Annotated in this window: 20 protein-coding genes, 1 tRNA gene and 1 other RNA gene; 8 read left to right on the top strand and 14 right to left on the bottom strand. The window is 72.5% G+C overall.

Annotated features, from left to right (window positions below; translation table 11 throughout):
- Positions 1–212: 212 nt before the first annotated feature.
- Together D7193_RS21570 and D7193_RS21575 are read right to left on the bottom strand one after the other, a co-directional pair.
- Positions 213–992, bottom strand: coding sequence for a metallophosphoesterase (locus tag D7193_RS21570; RefSeq protein WP_120781273.1), 780 nt, complete (start codon positions 990–992; stop codon positions 213–215).
- Between the two features lie 147 nt (positions 993–1,139).
- Positions 1,140–2,021, bottom strand: coding sequence for an SDR family oxidoreductase (locus tag D7193_RS21575; protein ID WP_120781274.1), 882 nt, complete (start codon positions 2,019–2,021; stop codon positions 1,140–1,142).
- Positions 2,022–2,106: 85 nt separating this feature from the next.
- Here D7193_RS21575 and D7193_RS21580 point away from each other — a divergent pair, with 85 nt between their 5' ends.
- Together D7193_RS21580 and D7193_RS21585 are read left to right on the top strand one after the other, a co-directional pair.
- Complete coding sequence (locus D7193_RS21580) at positions 2,107–2,685, top strand: TetR/AcrR family transcriptional regulator (RefSeq protein WP_120781275.1); 579 nt, start codon at positions 2,107–2,109, stop codon at positions 2,683–2,685.
- Positions 2,686–2,855: 170 nt separating this feature from the next.
- Positions 2,856–4,277 carry a GGDEF domain-containing protein gene (locus D7193_RS21585; RefSeq protein ID WP_120781276.1) on the top strand — a complete coding sequence of 474 codons (1,422 nt, stop codon included), beginning with the start codon at positions 2,856–2,858 and terminating at the stop codon, positions 4,275–4,277.
- 125 nt (positions 4,278–4,402) lie between these two features.
- On the opposite strand, the gene D7193_RS21590 is transcribed toward D7193_RS21585, so the two are convergent.
- Together D7193_RS21590 and D7193_RS21595 are read right to left on the bottom strand one after the other, a co-directional pair.
- On the bottom strand, positions 4,403–5,461 hold the full coding sequence (locus D7193_RS21590; protein WP_120781277.1) for an aspartate-semialdehyde dehydrogenase: 1,059 nt from the start codon (positions 5,459–5,461) through the stop codon (positions 4,403–4,405).
- A gap of 5 nt (positions 5,462–5,466) precedes the next feature.
- Positions 5,467–6,732 carry an aspartate kinase gene (locus D7193_RS21595; RefSeq protein WP_120781278.1) on the bottom strand — a complete coding sequence of 422 codons (1,266 nt, stop codon included), beginning with the start codon at positions 6,730–6,732 and terminating at the stop codon, positions 5,467–5,469.
- Between the two features lie 223 nt (positions 6,733–6,955).
- Here D7193_RS21595 and D7193_RS21600 point away from each other — a divergent pair, with 223 nt between their 5' ends.
- The 3 genes from D7193_RS21600 to leuA all read left to right on the top strand — a co-directional run bounded on the left by D7193_RS21600 (position 6,956) and on the right by leuA (position 10,436).
- Positions 6,956–7,762, top strand: coding sequence for a hypothetical protein (locus D7193_RS21600; RefSeq protein ID WP_241563240.1), 807 nt, complete (start codon positions 6,956–6,958; stop codon positions 7,760–7,762).
- 83 nt (positions 7,763–7,845) lie between these two features.
- Complete coding sequence (locus D7193_RS21605) at positions 7,846–8,430, top strand: nitroreductase family protein (protein ID WP_120781280.1); 585 nt, start codon at positions 7,846–7,848, stop codon at positions 8,428–8,430.
- A 254-nt stretch (positions 8,431–8,684) separates the two neighbouring features.
- The gene (leuA, locus tag D7193_RS21610; RefSeq protein ID WP_120781281.1) at positions 8,685–10,436 is read left to right on the top strand and encodes a 2-isopropylmalate synthase; all 1,752 of its coding nucleotides are present in this window, start codon (positions 8,685–8,687) and stop codon (positions 10,434–10,436) included.
- Positions 10,437–10,454: 18 nt separating this feature from the next.
- Here the strand turns inward: leuA and D7193_RS21615 are convergent, their stop codons facing one another.
- On the bottom strand, positions 10,455–11,936 hold the full coding sequence (locus tag D7193_RS21615; RefSeq protein ID WP_120781430.1) for an MFS transporter: 1,482 nt from the start codon (positions 11,934–11,936) through the stop codon (positions 10,455–10,457).
- 135 nt (positions 11,937–12,071) lie between these two features.
- On the opposite strand from D7193_RS21615, the gene D7193_RS21620 reads away from it, so the two are divergent.
- Together D7193_RS21620 and D7193_RS21625 are read left to right on the top strand one after the other, a co-directional pair.
- Positions 12,072–12,734 carry an HNH endonuclease family protein gene (locus D7193_RS21620; protein WP_120781282.1) on the top strand — a complete coding sequence of 221 codons (663 nt, stop codon included), beginning with the start codon at positions 12,072–12,074 and terminating at the stop codon, positions 12,732–12,734.
- Positions 12,716–13,180, top strand: a complete 465-nt coding sequence (locus D7193_RS21625; protein ID WP_120781283.1) for a hypothetical protein — start codon at positions 12,716–12,718, stop codon at positions 13,178–13,180. The genes D7193_RS21620 and D7193_RS21625 overlap by 19 nt, the downstream gene beginning before the upstream one ends.
- A gap of 157 nt (positions 13,181–13,337) precedes the next feature.
- Here D7193_RS21625 and D7193_RS21630 read toward each other — a convergent pair whose 3' ends face one another.
- From D7193_RS21630 to ffs, 9 genes are all read right to left on the bottom strand, one after another.
- Positions 13,338–14,435 carry an ABC transporter ATP-binding protein gene (locus D7193_RS21630; protein ID WP_120781284.1) on the bottom strand — a complete coding sequence of 366 codons (1,098 nt, stop codon included), beginning with the start codon at positions 14,433–14,435 and terminating at the stop codon, positions 13,338–13,340.
- Positions 14,432–15,418 (bottom strand): ABC transporter ATP-binding protein, encoded by a 987-nt coding sequence (locus tag D7193_RS21635; protein WP_120781285.1) that lies wholly within the window; start codon positions 15,416–15,418, stop codon positions 14,432–14,434. The genes D7193_RS21630 and D7193_RS21635 overlap by 4 nt, the downstream gene beginning before the upstream one ends.
- Positions 15,419–15,461: 43 nt before the next feature.
- Positions 15,462–16,475 carry an ABC transporter permease gene (locus D7193_RS21640; RefSeq protein WP_120781286.1) on the bottom strand — a complete coding sequence of 338 codons (1,014 nt, stop codon included), beginning with the start codon at positions 16,473–16,475 and terminating at the stop codon, positions 15,462–15,464.
- Positions 16,472–17,479: an ABC transporter permease gene (locus tag D7193_RS21645; RefSeq protein ID WP_120781287.1), complete on the bottom strand. Its 1,008-nt coding sequence runs from the start codon at positions 17,477–17,479 to the stop codon at positions 16,472–16,474. Before D7193_RS21645 ends, D7193_RS21640 begins: the two co-directional genes overlap by 4 nt.
- Before the next feature lie 97 nt (positions 17,480–17,576).
- Positions 17,577–19,250: an ABC transporter substrate-binding protein gene (locus D7193_RS21650; protein ID WP_120781288.1), complete on the bottom strand. Its 1,674-nt coding sequence runs from the start codon at positions 19,248–19,250 to the stop codon at positions 17,577–17,579.
- A gap of 231 nt (positions 19,251–19,481) precedes the next feature.
- Positions 19,482–20,075: a recombination mediator RecR gene (gene recR / locus D7193_RS21655; RefSeq protein WP_120781289.1), complete on the bottom strand. Its 594-nt coding sequence runs from the start codon at positions 20,073–20,075 to the stop codon at positions 19,482–19,484.
- Positions 20,076–20,082: 7 nt separating this feature from the next.
- Entirely contained in the window at positions 20,083–20,391 is a 309-nt protein-coding gene (locus D7193_RS21660) for a YbaB/EbfC family nucleoid-associated protein (RefSeq protein ID WP_241563281.1), read from the bottom strand.
- A gap of 186 nt (positions 20,392–20,577) precedes the next feature.
- Positions 20,578–23,094, bottom strand: a complete 2,517-nt coding sequence (locus D7193_RS21665) for a DNA polymerase III subunit gamma and tau (protein WP_120781291.1) — start codon at positions 23,092–23,094, stop codon at positions 20,578–20,580.
- 178 nt (positions 23,095–23,272) lie between these two features.
- An RNA gene (gene ffs, locus D7193_RS21670) (signal recognition particle sRNA small type) lies at positions 23,273–23,367 on the bottom strand.
- A 79-nt stretch (positions 23,368–23,446) separates the two neighbouring features.
- On the opposite strand from ffs, the gene D7193_RS21675 reads away from it, so the two are divergent.
- A tRNA-Ser gene (locus tag D7193_RS21675) sits at positions 23,447–23,532 on the top strand.
- Positions 23,533–23,707: the final 175 nt, after the last annotated feature.

Consider the following 23,707-nt stretch of genomic DNA (forward strand, 5'->3'; position numbering starts at 1 on the left):
GGAAGGGTCGGTGTGGGTGGCAGCGCTCGGGGGGTCGCTGCTCCGTCCGAGGGACAGCCTCTCATCTTCGTGGCCACCGGTCGACCGGGGCAGCACATCAGACCTGCGAATACTCCTATCGACCGGGGCCGGTCGGGGGGACGGGTCCGACATGGCCACCGGGTTACGACGAACGGCGCGGGCCGTCCACAGGAGAGGCGCCGTGGCGCTTCTCAGAAGCCGCAGGTCTGACCGGCGGCGTGGCTGACCTGGATGGTGTGTGTCACGCAGGTGCCCCCGTCGACCAGGTGCAGGAGGAACGCGGTCGGCTCGGCGACCCACCCGATCTCCTCGTCGGGGCGCATGTCGAACGACACCTGCCGCCACGTGCTGGGCGCCGTGGTGAGGACCGTTCCGGCGAACGCCGCGGTGACGGGCCGGTGCAGGTGCCCGGCCCCGACCCGGACCACGTGCCGGTGCCGGCCGATGACCTCGGCGAGCGCGTCGGCGTCGGCGAGGCCGAGCGCGTCCATGGCCGGTACGCCCACGACCACCGGCGGGTGGTGGACGAAGACCAGGGCCGGGGCGTCCGGCCGGCCGGCGAGCACGCCGTCGAGCCAGCCGAGCTGCTCCTCGCCGAGCCGCCCACCGCCGGAGCCGGGCACCAGGGAGTCCAGCACGACGACGGTCGCCGCCGCGTGGTCGACGTGGTAGTACGCCGAGAAACCGCCGCCGAGCCACGGCGTACCCCCGAAGGTGTCGAGCAGCGACTCGCGGTCGTCGTGGTTGCCGGGCACGAGGTGGATCGGCAGCGGGAAGCGGCCGATGACGTCGCGCAGCGCGAGGTACTCGTCGGGGCGGCCGTGGTCGACCAGGTCACCGGTGATCACCACGCAGTCGGGGCGGGGCCGCAGCGCGAGCACCCGGCCGAGCGCCCGGTGCAGCCCGGCCGCCGGCTCGGCGGCGAGCGGGCCGGTGGTCAGGTGCGGATCACTGAGCTGGGCGACCAGCATGCACGCCTCCTCGCGGAACGGAGTCTTCACGCTACCGCCGTGGCTGTCCGCCGGTGGGTGCGACGGACAGCCACGGTAGTCGGGTCGGGCACGCGCGCCGAGGACCGGCCCGCAGGCTGCGACCGCCGCGGTCCTCCTGGCCGCCGGTCAGGGCCGGATGTTCTCCAGGTCGGCCAGAAGGCTCGGGTGCGTCGGCTCCCAGCCGATCTCCGTGCGGGTGTGGACGCTGGACGACGGCTGGTCGGTCGCGAAGATGCCGGCGAGCGGACCGTAGGTTTCCGGCGGCATCGGGTTGACCGGCAGACCCAGCCGACGGCCGATGACCGCGGCGATGTCGCGTACCGCGTCGCCCGCGTCGGCCACGGCGTGCCATGAGGTCCCGGCGGGCGCCCGCTCCAGGGCCAGCCGGAAAAGGACCGCCGCGTCGAGTGCGTGCACGGCCGGCCAGCGCTGGGTGCCGTCGCCGGGGTAGCCGGACACTCCGGTCCGCCGCGCGATGGCCGTCAACATGCCGGCGAATCCACCGTCGCCGTTGTTGTGGACGGTGCGCGGCAGGCGTACGGCCGTGCTCCGGACCCCGCGCGTGGCCAGGCCCAGAACCGCGGTGACCGCCCGGCCGCGACCGCCGACGAGCCCGTCGGTCGACAGCGGGTCGGCCTCGGTGGAGGCGCGGCCCGGCGTGTACGGCGTACCGGCGACCGTGACGAGGGGACGGTCGCTGCCGACGAGTTCCTCGCCCAGGGCCGCGAGGGCGGCGCTCTCCTCGGCGACCGCCCGCGCGACGGCGTCGGCGCTGCTGAAGTCGTGGTCGAAGGCCAGGTGGATCACGCCGTCGGCGGAAGCGGCGCCGGCGCGGAGGACGTCCAGATCGGCGAGGCCTCCCCGGAGCGGCTCGGCGCCGGCCGCCTCGACGGCCAGCGCGGACGCATCGGAGCGGGCGAGCGCGAGGACGGTGTGCCCGTTACGGAGGAGCTCGGTGACGACGGCGGAGCCGATCAGGCCGGTGCCGCCGGTGACGAAGACGTGCATGGAACTCCCCTGAGAGGTGATGGGACTCTTGTCCCATCACCCTACCAGAGTGATGGGACAAGAGTCCCGTCACTATGCTGGACCCATGGCTCGGTGGGAACCTGGTGCGCGGGAGCGGCTCGTCGTGGCCGCCGTCGACCTGTTCACCGAGCAGGGGTACGACGCCACGACGGTCGCGCAGATCGCCGAGCGCGCCGGGGTCACGAAGAGCACCTTCTTCCGGTACTTCCCGGACAAGCGCGATCTCCTGGTGGCCGGGCAGGAGACGCTGCGCCAGCTGCTGGCCGAGGGGATCGCCGAGGCGCCCGAGGACGCCAGCCCGCTCGACGCGGTCGCCGCCGGCCTCACGCGCGCGTCGACCGCCATGGGTTCGATGAACCGCGAGCTCGGCCCCCGCCTGAAGGCGGCCGTCGCCGCCAGCACCGAACTTCAACAGCGCGACGCCCTCAAGAGCGTCAGCCTCGCGGCCGCCATGGCGACCGCCCTCCTCGCCCGCGGCGTGCCGGACGCGGTCGCGGCACTCGCGGGCGAGCTGGGCGTCCTCGCGTTCAAGCGGGGCTACGCCGAGTGGTCCGAGAGCGATCGGGACGGCGCGGACGAACTCGCGCCGTACGCCTTGGCGGCACTGGACGAACTCCGGGCAGCGACCGCGTCGCTGGGCTGACCGGCGCCCGTCACCCCGCTGTCCACCGCCGCCGTCCACAGCCTGTGGATAGCACATGTGTACGAAGATCCTGCGCGATCGTGAGCGGGACGGCCACGCTCACTCCATGAGTACGCTTGATCGCAGGTCCGGCGCAGGCCGGGCCCCTCACCCCTACCGGAAACGAGCGAGTGGACCACCAGCGGATCGTCCGTGACGTGACGGCAAGCCTGCCCGCGGCCTCGACCGCGATCGACGCCTGCCAGCGGACCGTCACCGCGCTCGCGCGGCACACCCCGGCCACCATCTCCGTCCTGCTCCAGGTCCAGGACCGCCTGCGCTGCGTCGCGGCCACCGGGGCCTGGCAGGTCTTCGCGACCGTTCCGCCGAAGACCGGGATCGTCGGCCGGGTGTACGCCTCCGGCGAGACCGCCGTCGTGCCGGACGTCTCGGCCGATCCCGACTACCTGCCGGTGCGGCCGGACGTGACCGCCGAGATCTGCGTGCCGGTGCGGGACCCGGCCGGCCGGCCGATCGGCGTGCTGGACCTCCAGTGGAGCGCCCCCGTGGACCTGACGCCGTGGTCGGCGACCGCCGAACGGCTGGCCGACCGGCTCGGCGCGCGGATCGTGGCGCTCGGCGGGACGCCCGCCGAGAGCCGGAGCGAGAAGCTGCTCCGGCACGCCACCGCGCTATCCGCGGCACCGACCGAACGGGACCTGCTCAGCGCGGTCATCTGCGCGGCGCGGGACGTCTCGGCGCTCTCCGCGGCGGTGCTCGTGCTCGGCGGCCCCGACGGAGGCCAACTCGGCGCGCCGCCGCGCGCACCGGGCGAACTGGAGGGCCGCATCCGCGCCGAACTGACCGAGGCGGGACCGGCGGCGCTGGGCCGCATCGTCGGCCGGGTCCACCGGTACGGCGCCGGCTACACGCTGGGCGAGGCCGGCCACCCGCCGACCGAGGAGTACGCGCCGCTGGCCCGCGCGGGCGTACGCACGCTGGTCGCGGTTCCGCTCGGCCCCCCGGACGGTGGCGGTGCCCTGCTGGTCGCCGACGAGCGGCTGCTACGCCCCGACCCGACCACGGTCAGCCTCATGGAGCTGCTCGCCGGGCAGGCCTGGAACAGCCTGGACCGGCTGCGTACGCTCGACCGGCTGCGCGAGCAGGCCAGCTCGGACCCGCTCACCGGGCTGCGGCACACCGGGCCCTTCGGCAAGCGGATCGCGGCGGCCACCCCGGGGCGTACGGCCCTGCTCGCCATCGACGTGGACGGTTTCAAGACGGTCAACGACACGTACGGCCACCAGGCCGGCGACCGCCTGCTGATCGGCCTGGCCCGCGCGCTGGAGGGGGCGCTGCGCAGCGGCGACGAGCTGTACCGGATCGGCGGTGACGAGTTCGTGGCGGTGATCGAGGTGAACCGCCCGGAGGAGGCGGTCAGGATCGCCGAGCGGCTGACCGAGGCGGCCCGGCGTACCGGCCGCACCATCAGCATCGGGGTGGCCCTGCCCCGCCCCGGCGAATCCGCCGAACTCACCCTCCGCCGCGCCGACCAGGCCCTGTACCGGGTGAAACGCCAAGGCCGCGACGGCGTATCCCTGTCCCCGGCGTAGTCCCCGCCCCACCCTCCCCGCGATCTTGCACTTTCGGCCCCCGGTTCGCGGCTTTTCTCCTCTTTCGCCGGGGCACAAACTGCAAGATCGCGGAGGAGACCGGGCGGGGCGGGGCAGCGCGGGGGTTACGGGGTTAGTTCCGTGGCCAGGAGTTCGGCTATCTGGGCTGTGTTCAGGGCGGCGCCCTTGCGCAGGTTGTCGCCCGTCACGAAGAAGTCGAGGGCGCGCGGGTCGTCGACAGCGCGGCGGATCCGGCCGACCCAGGACGGGTCGGTGCCCACGGCGTCGATCGGCATCGGGAACTCGCCGGCGGCCGGGTCGTCGACCACGATCACCCCGGGAGCGTTGCGCAGCACCTCGCGGGCGCCCTCGGCGTCCACCTCGGTCGCGAAGACCGCGTGCACGGCCACCGAGTGGCCGGTCACCACGGGCACCCGTACGCAGGTGGCGGAGACCTTCAGGTCGGGCAGGCCGAGGATCTTGCGCGACTCGTTGCGGATCTTCATCTCCTCGGACGACCAGCCGCCGTCGGCGGGCGAGCCGGCCCAGGGGACCACGTTGAGCGCCAGCGGGGCCGGGAACGGGCCCAGCTCGTCGCCGACGGCCTGGCGCACGTCGCCCGGCCGGGAGCCGAGCACCCGGTCCCCGGCGATCTTGCCGAGCTGCGCGTGCAGCGTGTCCACACCGGCCTGACCGGCGCCGGACACCGCCTGGTACGAGGCGAGCACCAGCTCACGCAGCCCGTACTCGCGGTGCAGCGGCGCCACCGCGATGATCATCGCGAGGGTGGTGCAGTTGGCGTTGGCGATGATGCCCTTCGGGCGGTTGCGCACCTGCTCCGGGTTGATCTCGGGCACCACGAGCGGCACGTCCCGGTCCATGCGGAACGCCCCGGAGTTGTCCACCACGACCGCGCCGTGCCCCACGGCGACGGGCGCCCACCGCGCGGAGACCTCGTCGGGGACGTCGAACATCGCGACGTCGACCCCCTCGAACGCCTCCGGGGTCACCGCCTGGACGGTCAGCTCCTCGCCCCGGCACCGCACCCGCCGACCGACCGAGCGCTCGGACGCGAGGAGCCGGATCTCACCCCAGACGTTGCGGCGCCCGGTGAGCAGCTCGCACATCACCGTGCCGACGGCACCGGTCGCCCCGACCACGGCGAGCGTGGGCAGACCCGCCATCGACGCTACCGCCCGGTCCCGGCATACACGACGGCCTCGGTGTCACCGCCGAGGTCGAAGGCCTCGTGGATCGCGCGGACCGCCGCGTCGAGGTCGGTGTCGCGGCAGACCACGGAGACCCGGATCTCGGACGTCGAGATCATCTCGATGTTCACCCCGGCCGCGCCGAGGGCCGCGAAGAAGCCGGCCGCCACGCCCGGGTGCGACCGCATGCCGGCGCCGATCAGCGAGACCTTGCCGACGTGGTCGTCGTAGAGCAGGCCCTTGAAGGCGACCGCCTCCTGGATCTTGCTGAGGGCGGCCATCGCGGTGGGACCGTCGGTCTTCGGCAGCGTGAACGAGATGTCGGTGCGTCCGGTGCCCTCGGTGGAGACGTTCTGCACGATCATGTCGATGTTGATCTCGGCGCCCGCCACGGTGTCGAAGATCGACGCGGCGGCGCCGGGCTCGTCCGGCACACCCACGATCGTGATCTTCGCTTCGCTGCGGTCGTGGGCGACCCCGGTGATCAGTGCTTGCTCCACAGGAAGGTCCTCCATCGATCCGGTGACCATCGTGCCGGTGTTGGTCGAGTATGACGAACGGACGTGGATCGGCAACCCCGCGCGCCGGGCGTACTCGACGCTGCGCAGGTGCAGCACCTTGGCGCCGCAGGCCGCCAGCTCCAGCATCTCCTCGTAGGTGATCTGCTTGATGTGCCGGGCGTTCGGCACGATCCGCGGGTCGGCGCTGAAGATGCCGTCCACGTCGGTGTAGATCTCGCAGACGTCGGCGTGCAGCGCGGCGGCCAGCGCCACGGCCGTCGTGTCCGAGCCGCCGCGCCCCAGCGTGGTCACGTCCTTGGTGTCCTGGCTGACGCCCTGGAAGCCCGCGACGATCACGACGGCGCCCTCGTCGAGCGCGCCCTTGAGGCGGCCCGGGGTGACGTCGATGATCCGCGCCCGGCCGTGCACCGAGGTGGTGATCACGCCCGCCTGCGAGCCGGTGAACGAGCGGGCCTCGTAGCCCAGGTTGTGGATGGCCATGGCGAGCAGCGCCATGGAGATCCGCTCGCCGGCGGTGAGCAGCATGTCGAGTTCGCGGCCCGGCGGCAGCGGGCTGACCTGGTTGGCCAGGTCGAGCAGTTCGTCTGTGGTGTCGCCCATCGCGGAGACCACCACCACGACGTCGTCGCCGGCCTTCCGGGCCGCGACGATGCGCTCGGCCACCCGCTTGATCCGCTCGGCGTTGGCGACGGAGGACCCGCCGTACTTCTGCACCACGAGTGCCACGACGGTGCACTCCCTCCCAGTGACCCTGAGCGTGCCGACGCCGCCGGACGGGGCCCGGCGGCGCGTGTCAGACCTCCTCAGGGTATCCGGCCGCCCGCTCCGCCGGGTCAGGTGATCCCACCATCCGGCCCGGACCGGGCCGGCCCGCCCGGCCGGCGACACGCCGGCGCCGCCCGGGCCGGGCGGGCCGCCGTGGGACGCGCGGGCACCGCAGAATGGGCCCGTGTCCGCCCTCTTCCGCCCGGCCCGACGCGCCCTTGTCAGGCGTACGACGTCGCTCGGTGTGTCCTCGCTCGCCCTGCCGCTTCTCCTGGCGGCCTGCGCCGCCGACCCGCCTCCGGCGCCTCCACCGAGCGATCCGGCGCCCGTGACGGTCGACGCCGCCCGGGACGAGCTGGCCGCGCTCGCCGCGGCTGCCCAGGACCGGCACCTGGCCGCGCGCTACACGTTCACCAGCGGCGACGAGCCGGCCCGCACGATCCTGGTCACGAGCGCGAACGACGGCAGCTGGCGGGTCGACGTGCCCGGCGGCGCGCTCGGCGGGACGGCCGACGTCTCCCTGGCCGCCACCGCCGACGGGCTCTTCCAGTGCGCCCTGCCCTCCGCCGCCCGGCCGGAGGCGGCGAGCTGCGTCCGCCTCGGCGACCGCGACGACACGCTCCCCCGGCGGCTGGACCCCCGGGTGCAGCACCCCTTCACCGACTGGCTGGACGTGCTCACCGACCGGCGCGCCCCGCTCGCGGTCTCGCCGGCGCGGGCGCTGCCCGGCGTCACCGGCGCCTGCTACTCCGTGGAGACCACCTCGGCGTCGCTGAACGCGCCGCTCGACGTGGGCATCTACTGCTATGACGAGGACGGCACCCCGACGGCCGTGAAGACCGAGTACGGGACGCTCACGCTGGCCGGAGCACCCGCTCCCGCACCGGCGAGCGTCCAGCTGGCGGGTCCGGTGGTCGAGGCCGAACCGCTCGGCACGGCGTCACCTCCGCCGCCCGATCCGTCCGGCACCCCGAGCGCGGGAACGCACTGATCTTCATACCGTTACGGGTGCTGTTGCCCACATTTGCCCAGCCCGGCCGGAGGGGCGAAACGGCCATAGGGGACGCTTCCGTCATGGCCCACCTCACCCCGCTGCTCGCCTTCCGCTGGAGTCCCCGCGCGTTCGACCCCGGCGCGGAGCTGAGCCGGGACGAGGCGGCGTCGCTCCTGGAGGCGGCCCGCTGGGCGCCGTCGGCGGACAACGCGCAGCCGTGGCGGTTCGCGGTCGGCCACCGCGAGGACGAGACGTGGAAGCGGATCCTCGTCAACGTGCCCGAGGAGGACCAGCGCTGGGCCCACCGGGCCGCCGTCCTGCTGCTCGCCGCCCACGTGACCGCGCCCGCGGTCGGGACGCCAGGGGTCGACGGGACGGCCGGCCGGCACCCGGGACCGGACTCGCGGGCCGCGTACGACCTGGGGCAGGCGGTCGCGCACCTGACCGTGCAGGCCACCGCGCTCGGGCTGCACGTACGCCAACTGCTGGAGATCGACCGCGCGGGCCTCACCACCGACCTGGACCTGCCGCCCGACGTCCGGCCGTACGCGGTGGTCGCGGTGGGCCAGCTCGGCGATCCGCTCAGTCTCCCGGCCGACCTGCTCGCCGCCGAGACCGCACTGCGCCGGCGGCGGCCGCTCGCCGACCTACTGCTGACGCCGTGAACTCCGTCCCATAGTCCGGACCCGCCTTCCCACTCCCCGGCTCACCACGTAGGGTGACCCTGTCATGTGGCGGGCGTTCCTTCTCCTTGGCTGCCGCGACGAGGCCTGACCGGCCGGCACCTCGTCGCGGAGTTGAACCGCGCCGTCCAGCACATCCGAACTTCCTTCTCGGCACCGCCGGAGCACCGTCGCCCGGCACCACGCCGACACCTTCCGATCTGCTGACGCCACATGTTCCCAGGGAGCACTCCGAGATGGCTTCACCCGTCGTCGACGCCGAAACCGATCCGATCGCCCGGCAGCGCCCGAGCCGGATGCCGCACACCCGCTACGAGCCCTACCAGCAGCAGTTCCACATCGACCTGCCGGACCGCACCTGGCCCACCCGTCACGTGGCCGCCGCGCCCCGCTGGTGCGCCGTCGACCTGCGGGACGGCAACCAGGCGCTCATCGACCCCATGTCGCCCGAGCGCAAGCGGCGGATGTTCCAGCTGCTGGTGCAGATGGGCTACAAGGAGATCGAGGTCGGGTTCCCCTCGGCGAGCCAGACCGACTACGACTTCGTCCGGCAGCTCATCGAACAGGACCTGATCCCGGACGACGTGACCATCCAGGTGCTCACCCAGTGCCGGGAGCACCTGATCGACCGGACGTTCGAGTCGCTGCGCGGCGCGAAGCGGGCGATCGTGCACTTCTACAACTCCACGTCGACGCTCCAGCGCCGGGTGGTCTTCGGCCTGGACCGCGACGGCATCACCGACATCGCCACCACGGGCGCCCGCCTCTGCCAGAAGTACGCCGAGATCCACACCCCGGACACCGACATCCACTACGAGTACTCGCCGGAGTCGTACACGGGCACCGAGCTGGAGTACGCGCTGGAGGTGTGCAGCAAGGTCATCGAGGTGATCGACCCGACGCCGGACCGGAAGCTGATCATCAACCTGCCGGCGACCGTCGAGATGGCGATGCCCAACGTGTACGCGGACTCGATCGAGTGGATGCACCGGCACCTGCCCCGCCGGGACAGTCTGGTGCTGAGCCTGCACCCGCACAACGACCGGGGCACCGGTGTGGCTGCCGCCGAACTGGGCCTGCTGGCCGGCGCCGACCGGATCGAGGGCTGCCTGTTCGGCAACGGCGAGCGCACCGGCAACGTCGACCTGGTCACGCTGGGCCTCAACCTGTTCTCCCAGGGCATCGACCCGATGATCGACTTCAGCAACATCGACGAGGTGAAGCGGACCGTCGAGTACTGCAACCAACTCCCGGTGCACGAGCGCCACCCGTACGCGGGCGACCTGGTCTACACGGCCTTCTCCGGCTCCCACCAGGACGCCATCAAGAAGGGCTTCGACGCGCTCACGGCGGACGCCGAGGCGGCCGGGGTGCCGGTCGACGAGCACCCGTGGGCGGTGCCGTACCTGCCGATCGACCCGAAGGACCTGGGGCGCACCTACGAGGCCGTCATCCGGGTCAACTCGCAGTCCGGCAAGGGCGGCGTCGCGTACATCATGAAGAGCGAGCACCAGCTCGACCTCCCGCGCCGCCTCCAGATCGAGTTCTCCGGCGTCGTCCAGCAGGTCACCGACCACGGCGGCGGCGAGGTCGAGCCGGGCGCCATGTGGGAGATCTTCGCCCGCAACTACCTGGTCGACCACCAGCCCGACCCGGCGGTCACGCTGGCCGGCTACACGATCGGCACCGCCGACGGCAAGGTCGAGATCGAGGCCCGCGTCGGTGTCGAGGGCGCGCAGCGGTCGCTCACCGCGGTCGGCAACGGTCCCATCGACGCGTACGTCAACGCGCTCCAGTCGGTGGGCGTGAGCGTACGGGTGCTCGACTACCACGAGCACGCGCTCTCCTCCGGTGGGGACGCGCAGGCCGCCGCGTACGTGGAGTGCGAGGTGGACGGTGCGACCGTCTGGGGCGTGGGCGTGGACGCGAACATCGTCACCGCCTCGATCAAGGCCGTGACGAGCGCCGTCAACCGGGCCCGGGGCTGACGTCGGCCGAGGGGTCCCTCAGGGGGCCCCTCGGTCCGCCCGGTCCGATCGTGGCGACCCGTCCGACCGGTCGGCCGGCTGGTCTGCCCGGTCCGCCCTCGGCGGCCGGTGGACGAGCACGACGGCCAGCACGGCGCCGACCACGAGCAACCCCGCGCACCAGAGCATGGCGCCGCGGAATGCGCTGGTCAGCGCGCCGTGCTGCTCGTACCCGCTCCCGGAGAGGCCGACCAGCAACGGCAGCGCCGCGATCGCGAGCAGGCCACCGGCCCGCGCGGCCGCGTTGTTGAAGCCGCTCGCCACCCCGGCGAACCGGTCCGCGACGGCCGCCAGCACGGACGCGGTGAGCGGCGCGACCACCAGCGTCAGCCCGAGGCCGAACAGCGCGACCCCGGGCAGCACGTCCCGCCAGTACGACGCGCCGGGGCTCACACCGCGCAACAGCAGCAGCCCGGCGGCGGCCACCACCGGGCCGACGGTCAGCGGCAGCCGCGGCCCGATCCGCGCCGACAGGGCACCGGCCCGGGACGAACCGACGAGCAGCAGCACGGTCATCGGCAGCAACGCGATCCCGGTGAGGAGCGCCGACCAGCCGAGCACGTTCTGGAGGTAGACGGCCAGGAAGAACGTGAAACCGTTGAGCGCGGCGTAGACGATCACGGTGAAGATGTTCAGGGCCGAGAAGAGGCGGCTGCGGAACAGCACGGTGGGCAGCATCGCCGCCTCGCCCCGACGCCGTTCGAGCAGCACGAAGGCCACACCACCGACCACGCCGGCCGCCGCCGCACCCCACACCGCCGGCGCGCCGATCCCCCGGCCGGGCGCGTCGATCAGCGCGTACGTGATGCCACCCAGCGCGAGCGCGCCGAGCAGGGCACCGGCCACGTCGAACCGGCGGTGCCCCTGCCCCTCCGCGCGGGTGCGGGACACGTCCTCGTCGCAGCTCTCCGGCACCCAGCGCAGCGCGGCCAGCAGAACGAGGACGGCGAGCGGCACGTTGAGGAAGAAGATCCAGCGCCAGGAGAGCGCGTCGATGAGCCAGCCGCCGAGGAACGGGCCGAGCGCCGTGGACACTCCGGACAGCCCCGACCACATGCCGATCGCCCGGCCCCGGTCGTCGGGGTGGAAGCTCGACTGGAGCACCGACAGCGAGCCGGGGGTCAGCAGCGCGCCGCCGGCGCCCTGGAGGAACCGCGCGCCGATCAGCCAACCGGTTCCCTGGGCGAGGCCGCAGAGCACGGACGCGGCGGTGAACCAGACCACCCCGAGCAGGAAGACCCGGCGCCGGCCGAACCGGTCCCCGAGTGCGCCGCCGAGCAGCACGAACGCGGCCAGCATCAGCAGGTAGCCGTTCACCGTCCACTGGAGGTCGGCGACGGTCGCGTGCAGGTCGGCGCCGAGGTGGGGCAGCGCCACGTTGACCACCGTGCTGTCCAGGAACACCATGCCGGAGGCGAGGACGGCGGCCAGCAGCGTGCCGCGCCCGGCGGCAGTGCCCATCCGGAGTGCGGGCGCGGGCTGGGTCACGGCTAACCATCCTTCCTGCACGATGTGGGAGACGCCACGAAACGCCGAAACCGTGCTTGGGTACTGTGCGGGATCGCCGGGAGCCCGCAAGCTGGAGAGGTGTCGTCTGTGCGTACCAGATCACGACCGCGCGCGGCGCTGGCGGCCGCGCTCACCGCGGCGCTGGCGCTCGGCGCGGCCGGCTGCCTGGCGGTCGACGAACCGGACCCGGACGTGTCGCCGAGCGCGCGCGGCAACGCCCTGGCGATGTTGGGCCAGCTCACGGTGGCCGGCGCTGGGTCGATGAAGGGTTACAGCCGGGAGCGGTTCCCGCACTGGCGCGACACCGGCACCAACTGTGACGTGCGCGACACCGTCCTGAAGCGTGACGGGAAGAACATCAAGCTCTCCGGCTGCAACGTGGTGGCCGGCCGCTGGGAAAGCGCGTACGACGGGCGCGTCTTCACCGATCCGTCCGACGTGGATATCGACCACGTGGTCCCGCTCGCCAACGCGTGGCGCTCGGGCGCCGACGAGTGGGACGACGCGAAGCGGGGCGACTTCGCGAACGACACGACGAGACCGCAGCTCATCGCGGTTTCCGCCTCCTCCAACCGGGCAAAGGGTGACCAGGACCCGTCCCAGTGGAAACCGGCGAACCGGTCGTACTGGTGCCAGTACGCCGAGAACTGGGTGACGGTCAAGCATCACTGGCGGCTGACGGTGACCAGCGCCGAGAAGGCCACCCTGACCGACATGTTGGAGGGCTGCACATGGGCGAGCAAGCCGTGACGGGGCCGGAGTCGACGACGGCCGGCATGACAGCGGACGGCAGCGCCGCGCCGGGCGCGGTGCCGGGCGCGGGCATGAACGCCGACGGGCCGCCGGCGGCCACCGCGGCGGTGCCGGGCGCCGGGATGCAGGCAGACGCGGAGAGCGGCACCGCCGGGGGCGGCGCCGGTGTCGCCGGCACCGGTGTCGCCGGCGCGCCGCAGAGCCGCACCGCCGACATCGTGCCGGGCCCGGGCGGGGTGATGACCGACGAGGTCGGCGTCGTCACGGGCGAGCTGACCCTGCGCAGCGAGTACGTCGACGGCCAGGTCCGGCTCACCGTGCAGTACAAGGACGCCGACGAGTGGTACGCGGTGACCGGCGGCCGCGCCGCGTTGGCCGACCCGGCCGGCCTGGACGCCGTACACACCATCGCCGTGGGCCTGCTCAACCGCCCGGAGGGCTGAGTCCCCGGCCCCCAGCCGTCGATCATGCACCTGTGGTGGGGGACGGACGGGGTGTATCACCCCACGTCGGGCACCACAACTGCATGATCGCCGAGTCGGTGTGGGGCGCGCCCGGGCCGGGCCGGCCAACCCGTGGCCGGCCCGGTCCCTTCGACGGTCAGGGCGTGGGGATCAGTTCGCCCGGGTCGCCGGGGAGGTCGCCGTCGACCGGCCGGACCAGCTCCGGCTCGACCTCGTGCGGCCGGATCCGCCCGGCCTCGATGTCCTCCGCGTAGTGGCAGGCCACCCGGTGCCCGGCGGTCACCTCGCGCAGCGCCGGCCGTTCGTCGCCGCAGCGCGTCGGCTGCGCCCACGGGCAGCGGGTGTGGAACCGGCACCCGGCCGGCGGGTTCGACGGCGAGGGCAGGTCGCCGGCCAGGAGGATCCGCTCCCGCCGGTCCTCCACCAGGGGGTCCGGCACCGGCACCGCCGACATGAGCGCCCGGGTGTACGGGTGCAGCGGCTCGCGGTACAGATCCTCGCTGGACGCCTCCTCGACGAGCCCGCCCAGGTACATGACCCCGACGGTGTCCGAGATGTGCCGGACCACCGCCAGGTCGTGGGCGATGATCAGGTACGTGAGGCCGCGCTCGGTCTGCAGGTCCTTCAGCAGGTTGAGCACCTGCGCCTGGATCGACACGTCGAGCGCGGAGACCGGCTCGTCGGCCACGATGAGGTCCGGGTTGAGCACCAGCGCCCGGGCGATGCCGATGCGCTGGCGCTGGCCGCCGGAGAACTCGTGCGGGTACTTGGTGAGCGCCGAGGCGGGCAGGCCGACCGCCTCCAGCGTCTCGCGCAGCCGCCGGTTGGTCTCCGCCTTGTCCTTGGCCAGCCCGTGCGCCTTGAGCCCCTCGACCAGCAGCGACTCCACCGACTGGCGGGGGTCCAGACTGGACAGCGGGTCCTGGAAGATCATCTGCATCCGGCGGCGGGCCCGGCGCATCGTCTCGCCCTTGAGCGCTCGGACGTCGGTGCCGTCGAAGACGATCTCACCGTCGGTCGGCTCGACCAGCCGCAGCAGGCCACGACCCAGCGTCGACTTGCCGCAGCCGGATTCGCCGACCAGCCCGTACGTCTCGCCCGCGTTGATGGACAGCGAGACGCCGTCCACCGCGTAGACGTACCCGACGGTGCGGTCGACGAGCAGGCCGCTCTTGATCGGGAAGTGGACCTTGACGTCACGCAGTTCGACCAGTGGTCCGGTCCGCTCGGTCACGGTACCGCCACCTCCTCGGAAACGGGGTTGTTGCAGCGCAGGTCGCCGCCGGTGGCGGTGGGCTCGAGCGGGGGCGGCCCTTCGAGGCACGCGTCGACAACGTTGTCGCATCGCGGCGCGAAGGCGCAGCCCTCGGTCCACGGGATGTTGTCGGCCACCGAGCCGCGGATGGCGTGCAGCCGCTCGCCGCGGATCGAGTCGAGCCGGGGCACGGAGTTCAGCAGCCCGTGGGTGTACGGGTGGCGGGGCTGCCCGAACAGCTCGTGCCGGCGGGCCCGCTCCACCACCTTGCCGCCGTAGAGCACATTGACCGTGTCGCAGAGGCCGGCCACCACACCGAGGTCGTGAGTGATCATGATGAGCGCGGTCCCGGTGTCGTCCACCAACTGCTTGAGCAGCGTCAGGATCTGCGCCTGGATGGTCACGTCCAGCGCCGTGGTCGGCTCGTCGGCGATGAGCAGGCGCGGCTTGCAGGCGAGGGCGATCGCGATCAGCGCCCGCTGCCGCATACCGCCGGAGATCTGGTGCGGGTACTCCTTGAGCCGCCGGTCCGGGTCGGGGATGCCGACCGCGTCCAACAGTTCGCGCGCCTCCCGCAGCGCCTGCTTGCGCTCCCGGCCCTGGTGCCGCTCCAGCACCTCGGCCACCTGGACGCCGATCGGGATGACCGGGTTCAGAGAGGACAGCGGGTCCTGGAAGATCATGCCGATGTCCCGGCCGCGCCGGTCCCGCATGTCGTCCGGCCGCAGCTTGAGCAGGTCGGTGCCCTCGAAGAGGACCTCGCCGGTGACCTTGTTGCCGCGCTTGGGAAGCAGTCCCATGATCGCGAGGCTGGTCACGCTCTTGCCACAGCCCGACTCGCCGACCAGGCCGACGGTCTGCCCCGGCTCCACCGTGAAGCTGACCTTGTCGACCGCCGTGAACGGCCGCTCGCCGCGCCGCTGGAACACGACGCTCAGGTCCCGTACGTCGAGCAGGCTCATCGGGTCACTTCCTCACCGTGCTGGTTTGTCCGTCGCACCGTCGTCACCGCCGGTTCTTCGGGTCGAGGGCCTCACGCATCGCCTCACCGAGCAGGGTGAAACCGAGCGCGACAACGATGATCGCCAGCGCCGGGTAGTAGGCCAGCTCGGGACGCACCTCGAAGTAGCGGACGCCGGCGTCGCCGAGCATCGCGCCCCACTCGGCCCGGTCCCGGTCGGGGTCGCCGAGGCCGAGGAAGGAGAGCGACGCGGCCTCGATGATCGCGACGGAGAGCGTCAGCGTGGCCTGCACGATCACCGCCGTCATGGCGTTGGGGAGCATGTGGCGCAGGACGATGCTGCGCTTCTTGACGCCCAGCGCCCGGGCCGCGAGCACGTGGTCGCTCTCCCGCTGGGCGAGCATGGAGCCGCGCAGCAGCCGGGCGAAGACGGGCACGTTGACGATGGCCACCGCCAGGATGACCGTCCACTGGCTCGACCTGCTGGCCAGCGCGACCAGGGTGATCGCCAGCAGCAGGGCCGGCAGGGCCAGCATCACGTCGGTGACGCGCATGAGGATGTTGTCCACCCAGCCGCCGAAGGCGCCCGCGATCGCGCCGAGCAGCACGCCGATGGCGAGCCCGATGAGGGTGGCGAAGACACCGACGAAGAGCGTCTGCCGGCTGCCGTAGATGAGGCGGGACAGCAGGTCCCGGCCCAGTTCGTCGGAGCCGAGCGGGAATCCGTCGGACGGGCCGGGGATGGTGTCGGCCGAGAGCCGGCTGGTCAGTTCGTCGAAGCGCTGCACCGGGTCGTGCGGCGCGATCAGCGGCGCGAAGATCGCCACGAGCACGAAGAGCGCGATGATGGTGGCGCCGACGATCGCGGCCGGGTTGCGCCGCAGCCGGCGGAGCGCGTCGCGCAGGAGGCTCACGCCGCCCTTGCCGGCGCTGGCCTGCGCCAGTTCCTCCAGGCGCGCCTTCTTGCGGTCGCCGAGCCGTGTGACGTTCCCGCGGTCCGGGCGCTCGTCCTTGCGCCGGGGGGCCGGGGTACCGGCCTGCGTGGTGGGTTCGGTCATCGCACACGCACCCTCGGGTCGATGAACGCGTAGGAGAGGTCGACCAGCAGGTTGACCACCACGAAGACCAGCGCGGCCAGCAGGATCAGCGCCTGGAGGACGGGGTAGTCCCGGCTGCCGGTGATCGAGTCGGTGATCAGGGTGCCGAGGCCGCCCCAGTTGTAGACCTTCTCGGTGAGGACGGCGCCGGAGAGCAGCGCGCCGGTCTGGAGACCGATGGTGGTGACCACCGGCAGGAGCGCGTTGCGCAGGATGTGCCGGCCCCGGATGGTGCGGTGCCGCAGGCCCTTGGCCTCGGCGGTGCGGACGTAGTCCTCGTTGAGCACGTCGAGCACGCTGGCCCGGGTCATCCGGACGATGACCGCCAGCGGGATGGTGGCGAGCGTCAGCGCCGGCAGGATCAGGTGCCAGAGCGCGTCCGCGGCGGCGTCGAACTCCCGGGTCAGCAGTCCGTCGAGGACGAAGAAGCCCGTGACGTTGGTGTTGTCCAACCCGATGCCGACCCGACCGGACGGCGGGAACCAGTGGATGTTCTGGGTGAAGACGTCCTTGAGCAGGTAGCCCAGGAAGAAGATCGGGATCGAGATGCCGAGCAGCGTGCCGACCACGGTCAGGTGGTCGAGGGCCCGACCGCGCCAGCGGGCGGCCAGGTAGCCGAGCGGGATGCCGAGGCCGACCGCGATGATCATCGCGGCGAGGGCCAGCTCGAACGTGGCCGGGAAGGCCCGGCCGATCACCTCGATGACGGGGTCTCCGGTGCGGATCGAGTTGCCGAAGTCGCCGGTCAGGATCCGCTGCATGAACTTGCCGTACTGCACGTAGATCGGCTGGTCGTAGCCGAGCGCCTTGGTCAGCAGGGCGCGGGTTTCGGGGGTGGCCCGCTCACCGAGCAGCGCGTCGACCGGGCCGCCGGGCAGGTTCCGCAACCAGATGAAGATCAGCGCCGACAGCGCTATCAGCGTCACCACCAGCTGTAGCAGGCGGCGAACTATGACTCGCAACATCTCTCACACACCAGACTCTCGATGGTCGCGGAATCGGCCCGGGCGGGGGAAACCCCCAACCCGGGCCGATTCCGCCTACGGCGTCAGCCGATCGGCGTCACTGCTTGACGCTGACGGTGTTGAACCGCTCGTCGGTCAGCGGGCTGGCGAGCAGCCCCTGGACGTCCTTCGTGACGACGATGGCCGGCGGGGCGTGCCACACCGGCACGGCCGGCAGCCACTTGCTGGCGATGTCACGGTTGACCTGCTCCCAGGCCGCCTTCTTGCCCGCCTCGTCGACGGTGGCGTCGGCCTTGGTGATGGCGTCGAACATCTCGGTCATCGCCTGGTCGCCGAACTCGGCCTTGCCCCGGCCGAAGAACGTCCCGACGAAGTTGCCCGGGTCGTTGTAGTCACCGGTCCAGCCGAGGATGTGCAGGTCGTGCTTGCCGAACGTCTGCACGTCGTCCTTGAAGCCACCGTTCCACGGACGCGGCACGCCGTTGACCTTGATGCCCACGGCCTGCAGGTCGTTGGCCAGGATGGTGAAGATCTCCTGCGGGTTCGGCATGTACGGCCGGGTGACGTCCGGCGGGTAGTAGAAGTTCAGCGTCAGGTTCTCGGCGCCGGCCTCCTTGAGCAGCTGCTTGGCCTTGTCCGGGTTGTACTCGTACTTCTGCACGTCCGGGGCGTAGCCGAGCACGGTGTCCGGCAGGAACTCGTCGGCGACCTTCGAGCCGCCCGGGCCCTTGGTCTGCACGAGCTGCTGGCGGTTCAGCGCGTACGCGATCGCCTGGCGCACCCGCAGGTCCTTCAGCTTCGGGTTCTTCTGGTTGATGCCCAGGTAGAGGATGTTGAAGGCCGGGCGGTCGAGGACCTGGAAGCCCTCGTCGGCGAGAGCCTTGCGGTCGGCCGGGGCCGGGAAGTCGATGCCGTGGACGGTGCCGGCCCGCAGCTCCTGCTTACGGGTGTTCTCGTCCTTGATGATCTTGATGATCAGCTTGTCGACCTTGGCCTTGTCGCCCCAGTAGTCGGGGTTCCGGTTCAGGGTGATCTCACCCTTGGCCTTGTCCCAGCCGCCGAAGGTGAACGGACCGGTGCCGACCGGGTGCTCGTTGGCGAACGCGCTGTACGCGAACGAGTCGCCGTTCTGCGTGACCGTGTCGGCGTCGTACTTCTTGAGCGCCTCGGGGCTCGCGATCGAGAGCGAGGTCAGCGCGAAGGCACCGGGGAAGGCGCCCTTGTACTTCTTGAGCGAGAGGACGGCGGTGTTGTCGTCCTTCGCCTCGCACTTGTCGTAGATCGACTCGCCGGCGCCCTCGGCCTCGTTCTTCGCGAACCCGCCGAAGGTGTCCATGTAGTAGATCATGTTCGCCTGGGCCGCGGCGCCCTTCATGTTGTACCAGCGGTCGAAGTTGTAGCAGACCGCGGCCGCGTTCATCGGCGTACCGTCGTGGAACTTCACGCCCTGGCGGAGCTTGAACGTCCACACCTTGCCGGAGGCGTCGTGCTCCCAGCTCTCGGCCAGGCCGCCCGTCAGGTCGGCCGTGCCCGGCTTGTGGGTGACCAGGGTGTCGAACATCTGCCGGATCGGCCGGAACGACTCACCGTCGTCGTTGAAGATCGGGTCGAAGTTCTTCGGGTCACCGGCACCCGCGAAGATGAAGGTGCCGCCGGTCTTGGCCTCGCCGCTGTCGCCGTCACGCTCGCTCTCCGCGCACCCGGCGGCGCCTACCGCCAGGGCGGTGACGGCCGCGATCGCGACGGCCGTTCTGAGCCTTCTCGCCTGCATCTCTCACCTCTGTCATGCGACTGACCACGCGGAGTCGTGGCTCGGTCCGTGAGCGGGAGGCTATGTCAGGTCACAGAGAAGAGGAACTGCTGTTAGGCAATCGCTATCAAGCCGACACCTTCTGACACCGGATGGCCCGCCGGACACCGAAGGCGACACATCGATGGATCCGCCGATGGGCGGGTTCGCACCCTGTGGCGGGCTTTCCTCCGCCCGCCACTGACCGGCGGCTCAGACGGCCCGGCGCCCCTCGAAGGCGCGGCCGAGGGTGATCTCGTCGGCGTACTCCAGGTCGCCGCCGACCGGGAGACCACTGGCGAGCCGGGTGACCGCGATCCCCATCGGCTTGACCATCAGCGCCAGGTAGGTGGCGGTGGCCTCGCCCTCGGTGTTCGGGTCGGTGGCGAGGATCAGCTCCCGGACCGCGCCGCCGCCGAGCCGGGTCATCAGCTCGCGGATGCGCAGGTTGTCGGGCCCGATGCCCTCCAACGGGTTGATGGCACCGCCGAGCACGTGGTAGCGGCCGCGGAACTCGCCGGTCCGCTCGATGGCCACCACGTCCTTCGGCTCCTCGACCACGCAGATCACCTCGTCGGTGCGGCGCGGGTCGCGGCAGATCCGGCACTGCTCGGACTCGGCGACGTTGTAGCAGCTGGTGCAGAACCGCACCAGCTCCTTGACCTTGCGCAGGGCGCCGGCCAGCCGGTTGATGTCGGCCGGATCGGCGGACAGGACGTGGAACGCGATCCGCTGGGCACTCTTCGGGCCCACGCCCGGCAGCCGGCCCAGCTCGTCGATCAGGTCCTGGATGGCACCTTCGTACATCTGCCGCTCAGAAACCTGGCAGGCCGAGGCCGCCCATGCCGCCGGCGACGGGGCCCATCTTGGTCTCGGTCAGCTCCCGGGCCGCCTCGGCGGCGTTGTGCAGGGCCGCGACGACCAGGTCCTCCAGGGTCTCCACGTCCTCCGGGTCGACCGCCTTCGGGTCGATCTTGATGCTCTTGACATCGCCGGCACCGGAGACGGTCACGGTCACCAGCCCGCCGCCGGCGGTGCCGGTGAGCTCGGCCTCGGCGAGCTCGGCCTGGGCCTTGGCGATCTGCTGCTGCATCTTCTGCGCCTGCTTCAGCATCTGCTGCATGTTCGGCTGTCCACCTGGGCGCACGATGGCTCCTTCTCGCACTCGTCTGTCAGGCCGCCGCAAAGCCTATCCGTTGGGAACGACGTCGCCCCGCCCACCCGCTCGGCGATCATGCAGTTGTGGTGCCCGGCGTGTGCGGATTTCACGGCGTTCGTACCCCACCACAACTGCATGATCGACCGCGACTCAGCGGGCGTCGACCTCGTCGATCTTCTCGGCGCCGAGCGCCTCGCGCAGCAGCCGTACCGCCTGCTCCTCGCTGGACTCCCGGGCCGTCTTCTCGTCGATCACGTCGTCCAGCGGCTCGTCGCCCGGGTCGAAGCCCTCGTAGACCGGGGTCGCCGGCGCCGGTCGCCCGCCGCCGGGCCGGACCGGCCCGTCGTAGTCCGGGTCGTACGGCGGTTCGCCCGCCCAGTCGTTGTCCGCCGTGGGCCGGGCCGGCTGGGCGGTACGCGGACCACGGCCGGCCGCTGCCGCCCGCGCCGCCGCGATGGCGCTACTCACCGGCGCACCCGAGCCGTTCGGGGCGGCCACCTGCCGGGGAGTGGCCGGGGCGCCGCCGGGAGCGTCGGCCGGTGCGGCGGTGCCGCCCGGTGCGCCCGCACGGGCCGCCGGAGCCCCGGGACTCACGGGAGCGGCCGGCGCGGCGCCGCCCGGCCGGGCCGGTTCGGGCCAGTCGTCGCCCGCGTCCGCCGGGGCGTCGGCCGGGCCGGAGGCGGTCGTCCCGCCGGGTCGGGCCGGTTCGGGCCAGTCGTCGTCGGCCGAGCCCTCCTCGGCACGGTCCGCGGCCGGCTCGGCTCCCGCCCGGCCGCTCGCGCCCGTGCCCCGAGCGGCGGCCGGCGCAGCCGGGGCCGGGGCGGGCGCCGTGGGGGCCGGCCCGGCGGCCCGGGACGGACCGGGCAGCGTGGCGCCACCCCGCTCGCCGGCCACCTCGCAGCGGATCTGCCAGCGCCCGCCCAGCTCCTCGTAGAGGGCGTCGGTGAGCACCGCGGCGTGGTCGGACATCATCCGGGCGAGCACGGCCGACTTCACGGTGACGACCAGTGTGTCGCCGTCGAGATCGCGGACCACCGCGTCACGCATGAGCGCGGCGATCCGCTTGTTGGTCCGGTTGACCTTGCCCACCACGTCCGGCCACACCCGGCGTACGGCGACCGCGTCCAGCGCCCCGGGCGCCTCGGCGCCGGGCCGGGGCGGGGCGGGGGTGGCCGGGTCGGGCATCACGGCCGAGGGCGGCACGGGCCGCCGGGGCGCCGCGGCCGACGACCCGCCGTCGGGAGTGGCGGACGGGACACTGGCGGCGGGCCGGACGGGGGCGGCCTGCGCGGGGGCGCCGCTCGCATCGCTCTGCGCGCGGGGCGGGCCGACAGCGGGTGCGGGCGGGGCCGCGGGGGTCGGCTCGGGGGTGGCGGCAGCCGCCGTGGCGGTCACGGCCGGTGCCGCGGCGTCAGCCGCGGGCGAGGCGGGAGGCGCCGGGCGTACGGCCGGGGCGGCGGCGGCCGGCGCGGAGCCGGCGGCGGCCGGCGGCGCGTCGGTGCCTGCCAGGGTGAGCCGGCGCTCCATGCGTTCCAGGCGCTGGAGCAGGCCGCCCGTGGTGTCGTCGGCGCCGGGCAGCAGCATCCGGGCGCAGATCAGCTCCAGCAGCAGCCGGGGCGCGGTGGTGCCGCGCATCTCGACCAGGCCGTTGTGCACGATGTCGGCGCAGCGGGACAGGGTGCCGGGGCCGAGCCGCTGCGCCTGGGCGGCCATCCGCTCGATCTGGTCGGCCGGACCGTCGATCAGACCCTTCGCGGCGGCGTCCGGCACCTGCTGGAGCACGATGAGGTCGCGCAGCCGCTCCAGCAGGTCGGACGCGAACCGGCGCGGATCGTGCCCGGCCTCGGCCACCCGGTCGACGGTGGCGTACGCGGCGGCGCCGTCCCCGGCGGCCAGCGCGTCGCACATCTCGTCGATCAGCGCCGAGTCGGTGACGCCGAGCAGCGCGGCGGCCCGGGCGTAGGTGACGCCTTCGGGGCCGGCGCCGGCGATGAGCTGGTCGAGCACCGAGAGGCTGTCCCGGGCGCTGCCGCCACCGGCGCGCACCACCAGCGGGAAGACGGCCGGCTCGACGGCGACGCCCTCGGCCTCGCAGAGCTGCTCCAGGTACGGCCGGAGGACCTTCGGCGGGATGAGCCGGAACGGGTAGTGGTGGGTCCGCGACTTGATCGTGCCGAGGACCTTCTCCGGCTCGGTGGTGGCGAAGATGAACTTGACGTACTCGGGCGGCTCCTCGACCAGCTTGAGCAGGGCGTTGAAGCCGGCCGACGAGACCATGTGCGCCTCGTCGATGACGTAGATCTTGAAGCGGCTGCGGGCGGGCGCGAACACCGCCTTCTCGCGCAGCTCGCGGGCGTCGTCGACACCGCCGTGGCTGGCGGCGTCGATCTCGATGACGTCGATCGAGCCGGCGCCGTCGGTGGCGAGGGACCGGCACGACTCGCACTGACCGCACGGCTCCGGGGTGGGGCCCTGCTCACAGTTGAGCGAGCGGGCCAGGATCCGGGCGCTGGAGGTCTTGCCGCAGCCGCGCGGGCCGGAGAAGAGGTAGGCGTGGTTGAGCCGACCGCTGCGCAGCGCCTGCGACAGCGGCTCGGTGACGTGCTCCTGCCCGATGACCTCGGCGAACGTACGCGGCCGGTACTTGCGGTAGAGCGCCAGTGCCACCCGTCCCGCCTCCTCTCGACCGAGCCATTCTGCGCCGGTACGCCCCGGGTGACCACCCACCCCCGCCGGTCCGCCGCGCTCGGCGGGGCTTGATCAACACGACATCGGGGATCTGGCGGTGTCGCAGCGCCCCGGACACCGCCACTTCGCCGATCTGGTGTCGATCACGGCCGGAGACAGAAGGGCCCCCCGTGCACCCGTCAGAGCCCGCTTATCCTTGCTGCCTTCCGGCCCTGGGGAGGTTCACGAGATGCACGCCGCACGGGGGGCTCGTCCAGCGTACCCGACGATCTGTCGATCTTCCGGGGGTGGTGGAGTAGGCGATCCGACGGGGACCTGTATCCTGTTGCGCGGAGGATTCGCCTAGAGGCCTAGGGCGCACGCTTGGAAAGCGTGTTGGGGTAACCCCCCTCACGAGTTCGAATCTCGTATCCTCCGCTCGCCTGAGCAGCACGACGGGCCGGTTCCGCACGGGACCGGCCCGTCGTCGTATCCGGAAGTGGCGGAGACATGGAGCTGAGCGTCCCGCGCCGGCACACGAACAGCCGGCGCCGCGGCAACGGCGGCGACCGCGTGGAGGTCGCCGAAACCCTGCCCGAGATGCGCTGAGCGC

The sequence above is a fragment of the Micromonospora costi genome (assembly GCF_003626655.1).
In the GTDB taxonomy this organism is placed as follows: Bacteria; Actinomycetota; Actinomycetes; order Mycobacteriales; family Micromonosporaceae; genus Micromonospora; species Micromonospora costi.

Excerpts from the sequence above, each read along its gene's own strand:
- D7193_RS21570 (WP_120781273.1), bottom strand. The coding sequence starts at position 992 with ATGCTGGTCGCCCAGCTCAGTGATCCGCACCTGACCACCGGCCCGCTC.
- D7193_RS21575 (WP_120781274.1), bottom strand. The coding sequence starts at position 2,021 with ATGCACGTCTTCGTCACCGGCGGCACCGGCCTGATCGGCTCCGCCGTC.
- D7193_RS21580 (WP_120781275.1), top strand. The coding sequence starts at position 2,107 with ATGGCTCGGTGGGAACCTGGTGCGCGGGAGCGGCTCGTCGTGGCCGCC.
- D7193_RS21590 (WP_120781277.1), bottom strand. The coding sequence starts at position 5,461 with ATGGCGGGTCTGCCCACGCTCGCCGTGGTCGGGGCGACCGGTGCCGTC.
- D7193_RS21605 (WP_120781280.1), top strand. The coding sequence starts at position 7,846 with ATGGCCCACCTCACCCCGCTGCTCGCCTTCCGCTGGAGTCCCCGCGCG.
- leuA (WP_120781281.1), top strand. The coding sequence starts at position 8,685 with ATGGCTTCACCCGTCGTCGACGCCGAAACCGATCCGATCGCCCGGCAG.
- D7193_RS21615 (WP_120781430.1), bottom strand. The coding sequence starts at position 11,936 with ATGGGCACTGCCGCCGGGCGCGGCACGCTGCTGGCCGCCGTCCTCGCC.
- D7193_RS21625 (WP_120781283.1), top strand. The coding sequence starts at position 12,716 with ATGGGCGAGCAAGCCGTGACGGGGCCGGAGTCGACGACGGCCGGCATG.
- D7193_RS21635 (WP_120781285.1), bottom strand. The coding sequence starts at position 15,418 with ATGAGCCTGCTCGACGTACGGGACCTGAGCGTCGTGTTCCAGCGGCGC.
- D7193_RS21640 (WP_120781286.1), bottom strand. The coding sequence starts at position 16,475 with ATGACCGAACCCACCACGCAGGCCGGTACCCCGGCCCCCCGGCGCAAG.
- D7193_RS21645 (WP_120781287.1), bottom strand. The coding sequence starts at position 17,479 with ATGTTGCGAGTCATAGTTCGCCGCCTGCTACAGCTGGTGGTGACGCTG.
- D7193_RS21650 (WP_120781288.1), bottom strand. The coding sequence starts at position 19,250 with ATGCAGGCGAGAAGGCTCAGAACGGCCGTCGCGATCGCGGCCGTCACC.
- recR (WP_120781289.1), bottom strand. The coding sequence starts at position 20,075 with ATGTACGAAGGTGCCATCCAGGACCTGATCGACGAGCTGGGCCGGCTG.
- D7193_RS21660 (WP_241563281.1), bottom strand. The coding sequence starts at position 20,391 with ATGCAGCAGATGCTGAAGCAGGCGCAGAAGATGCAGCAGCAGATCGCC.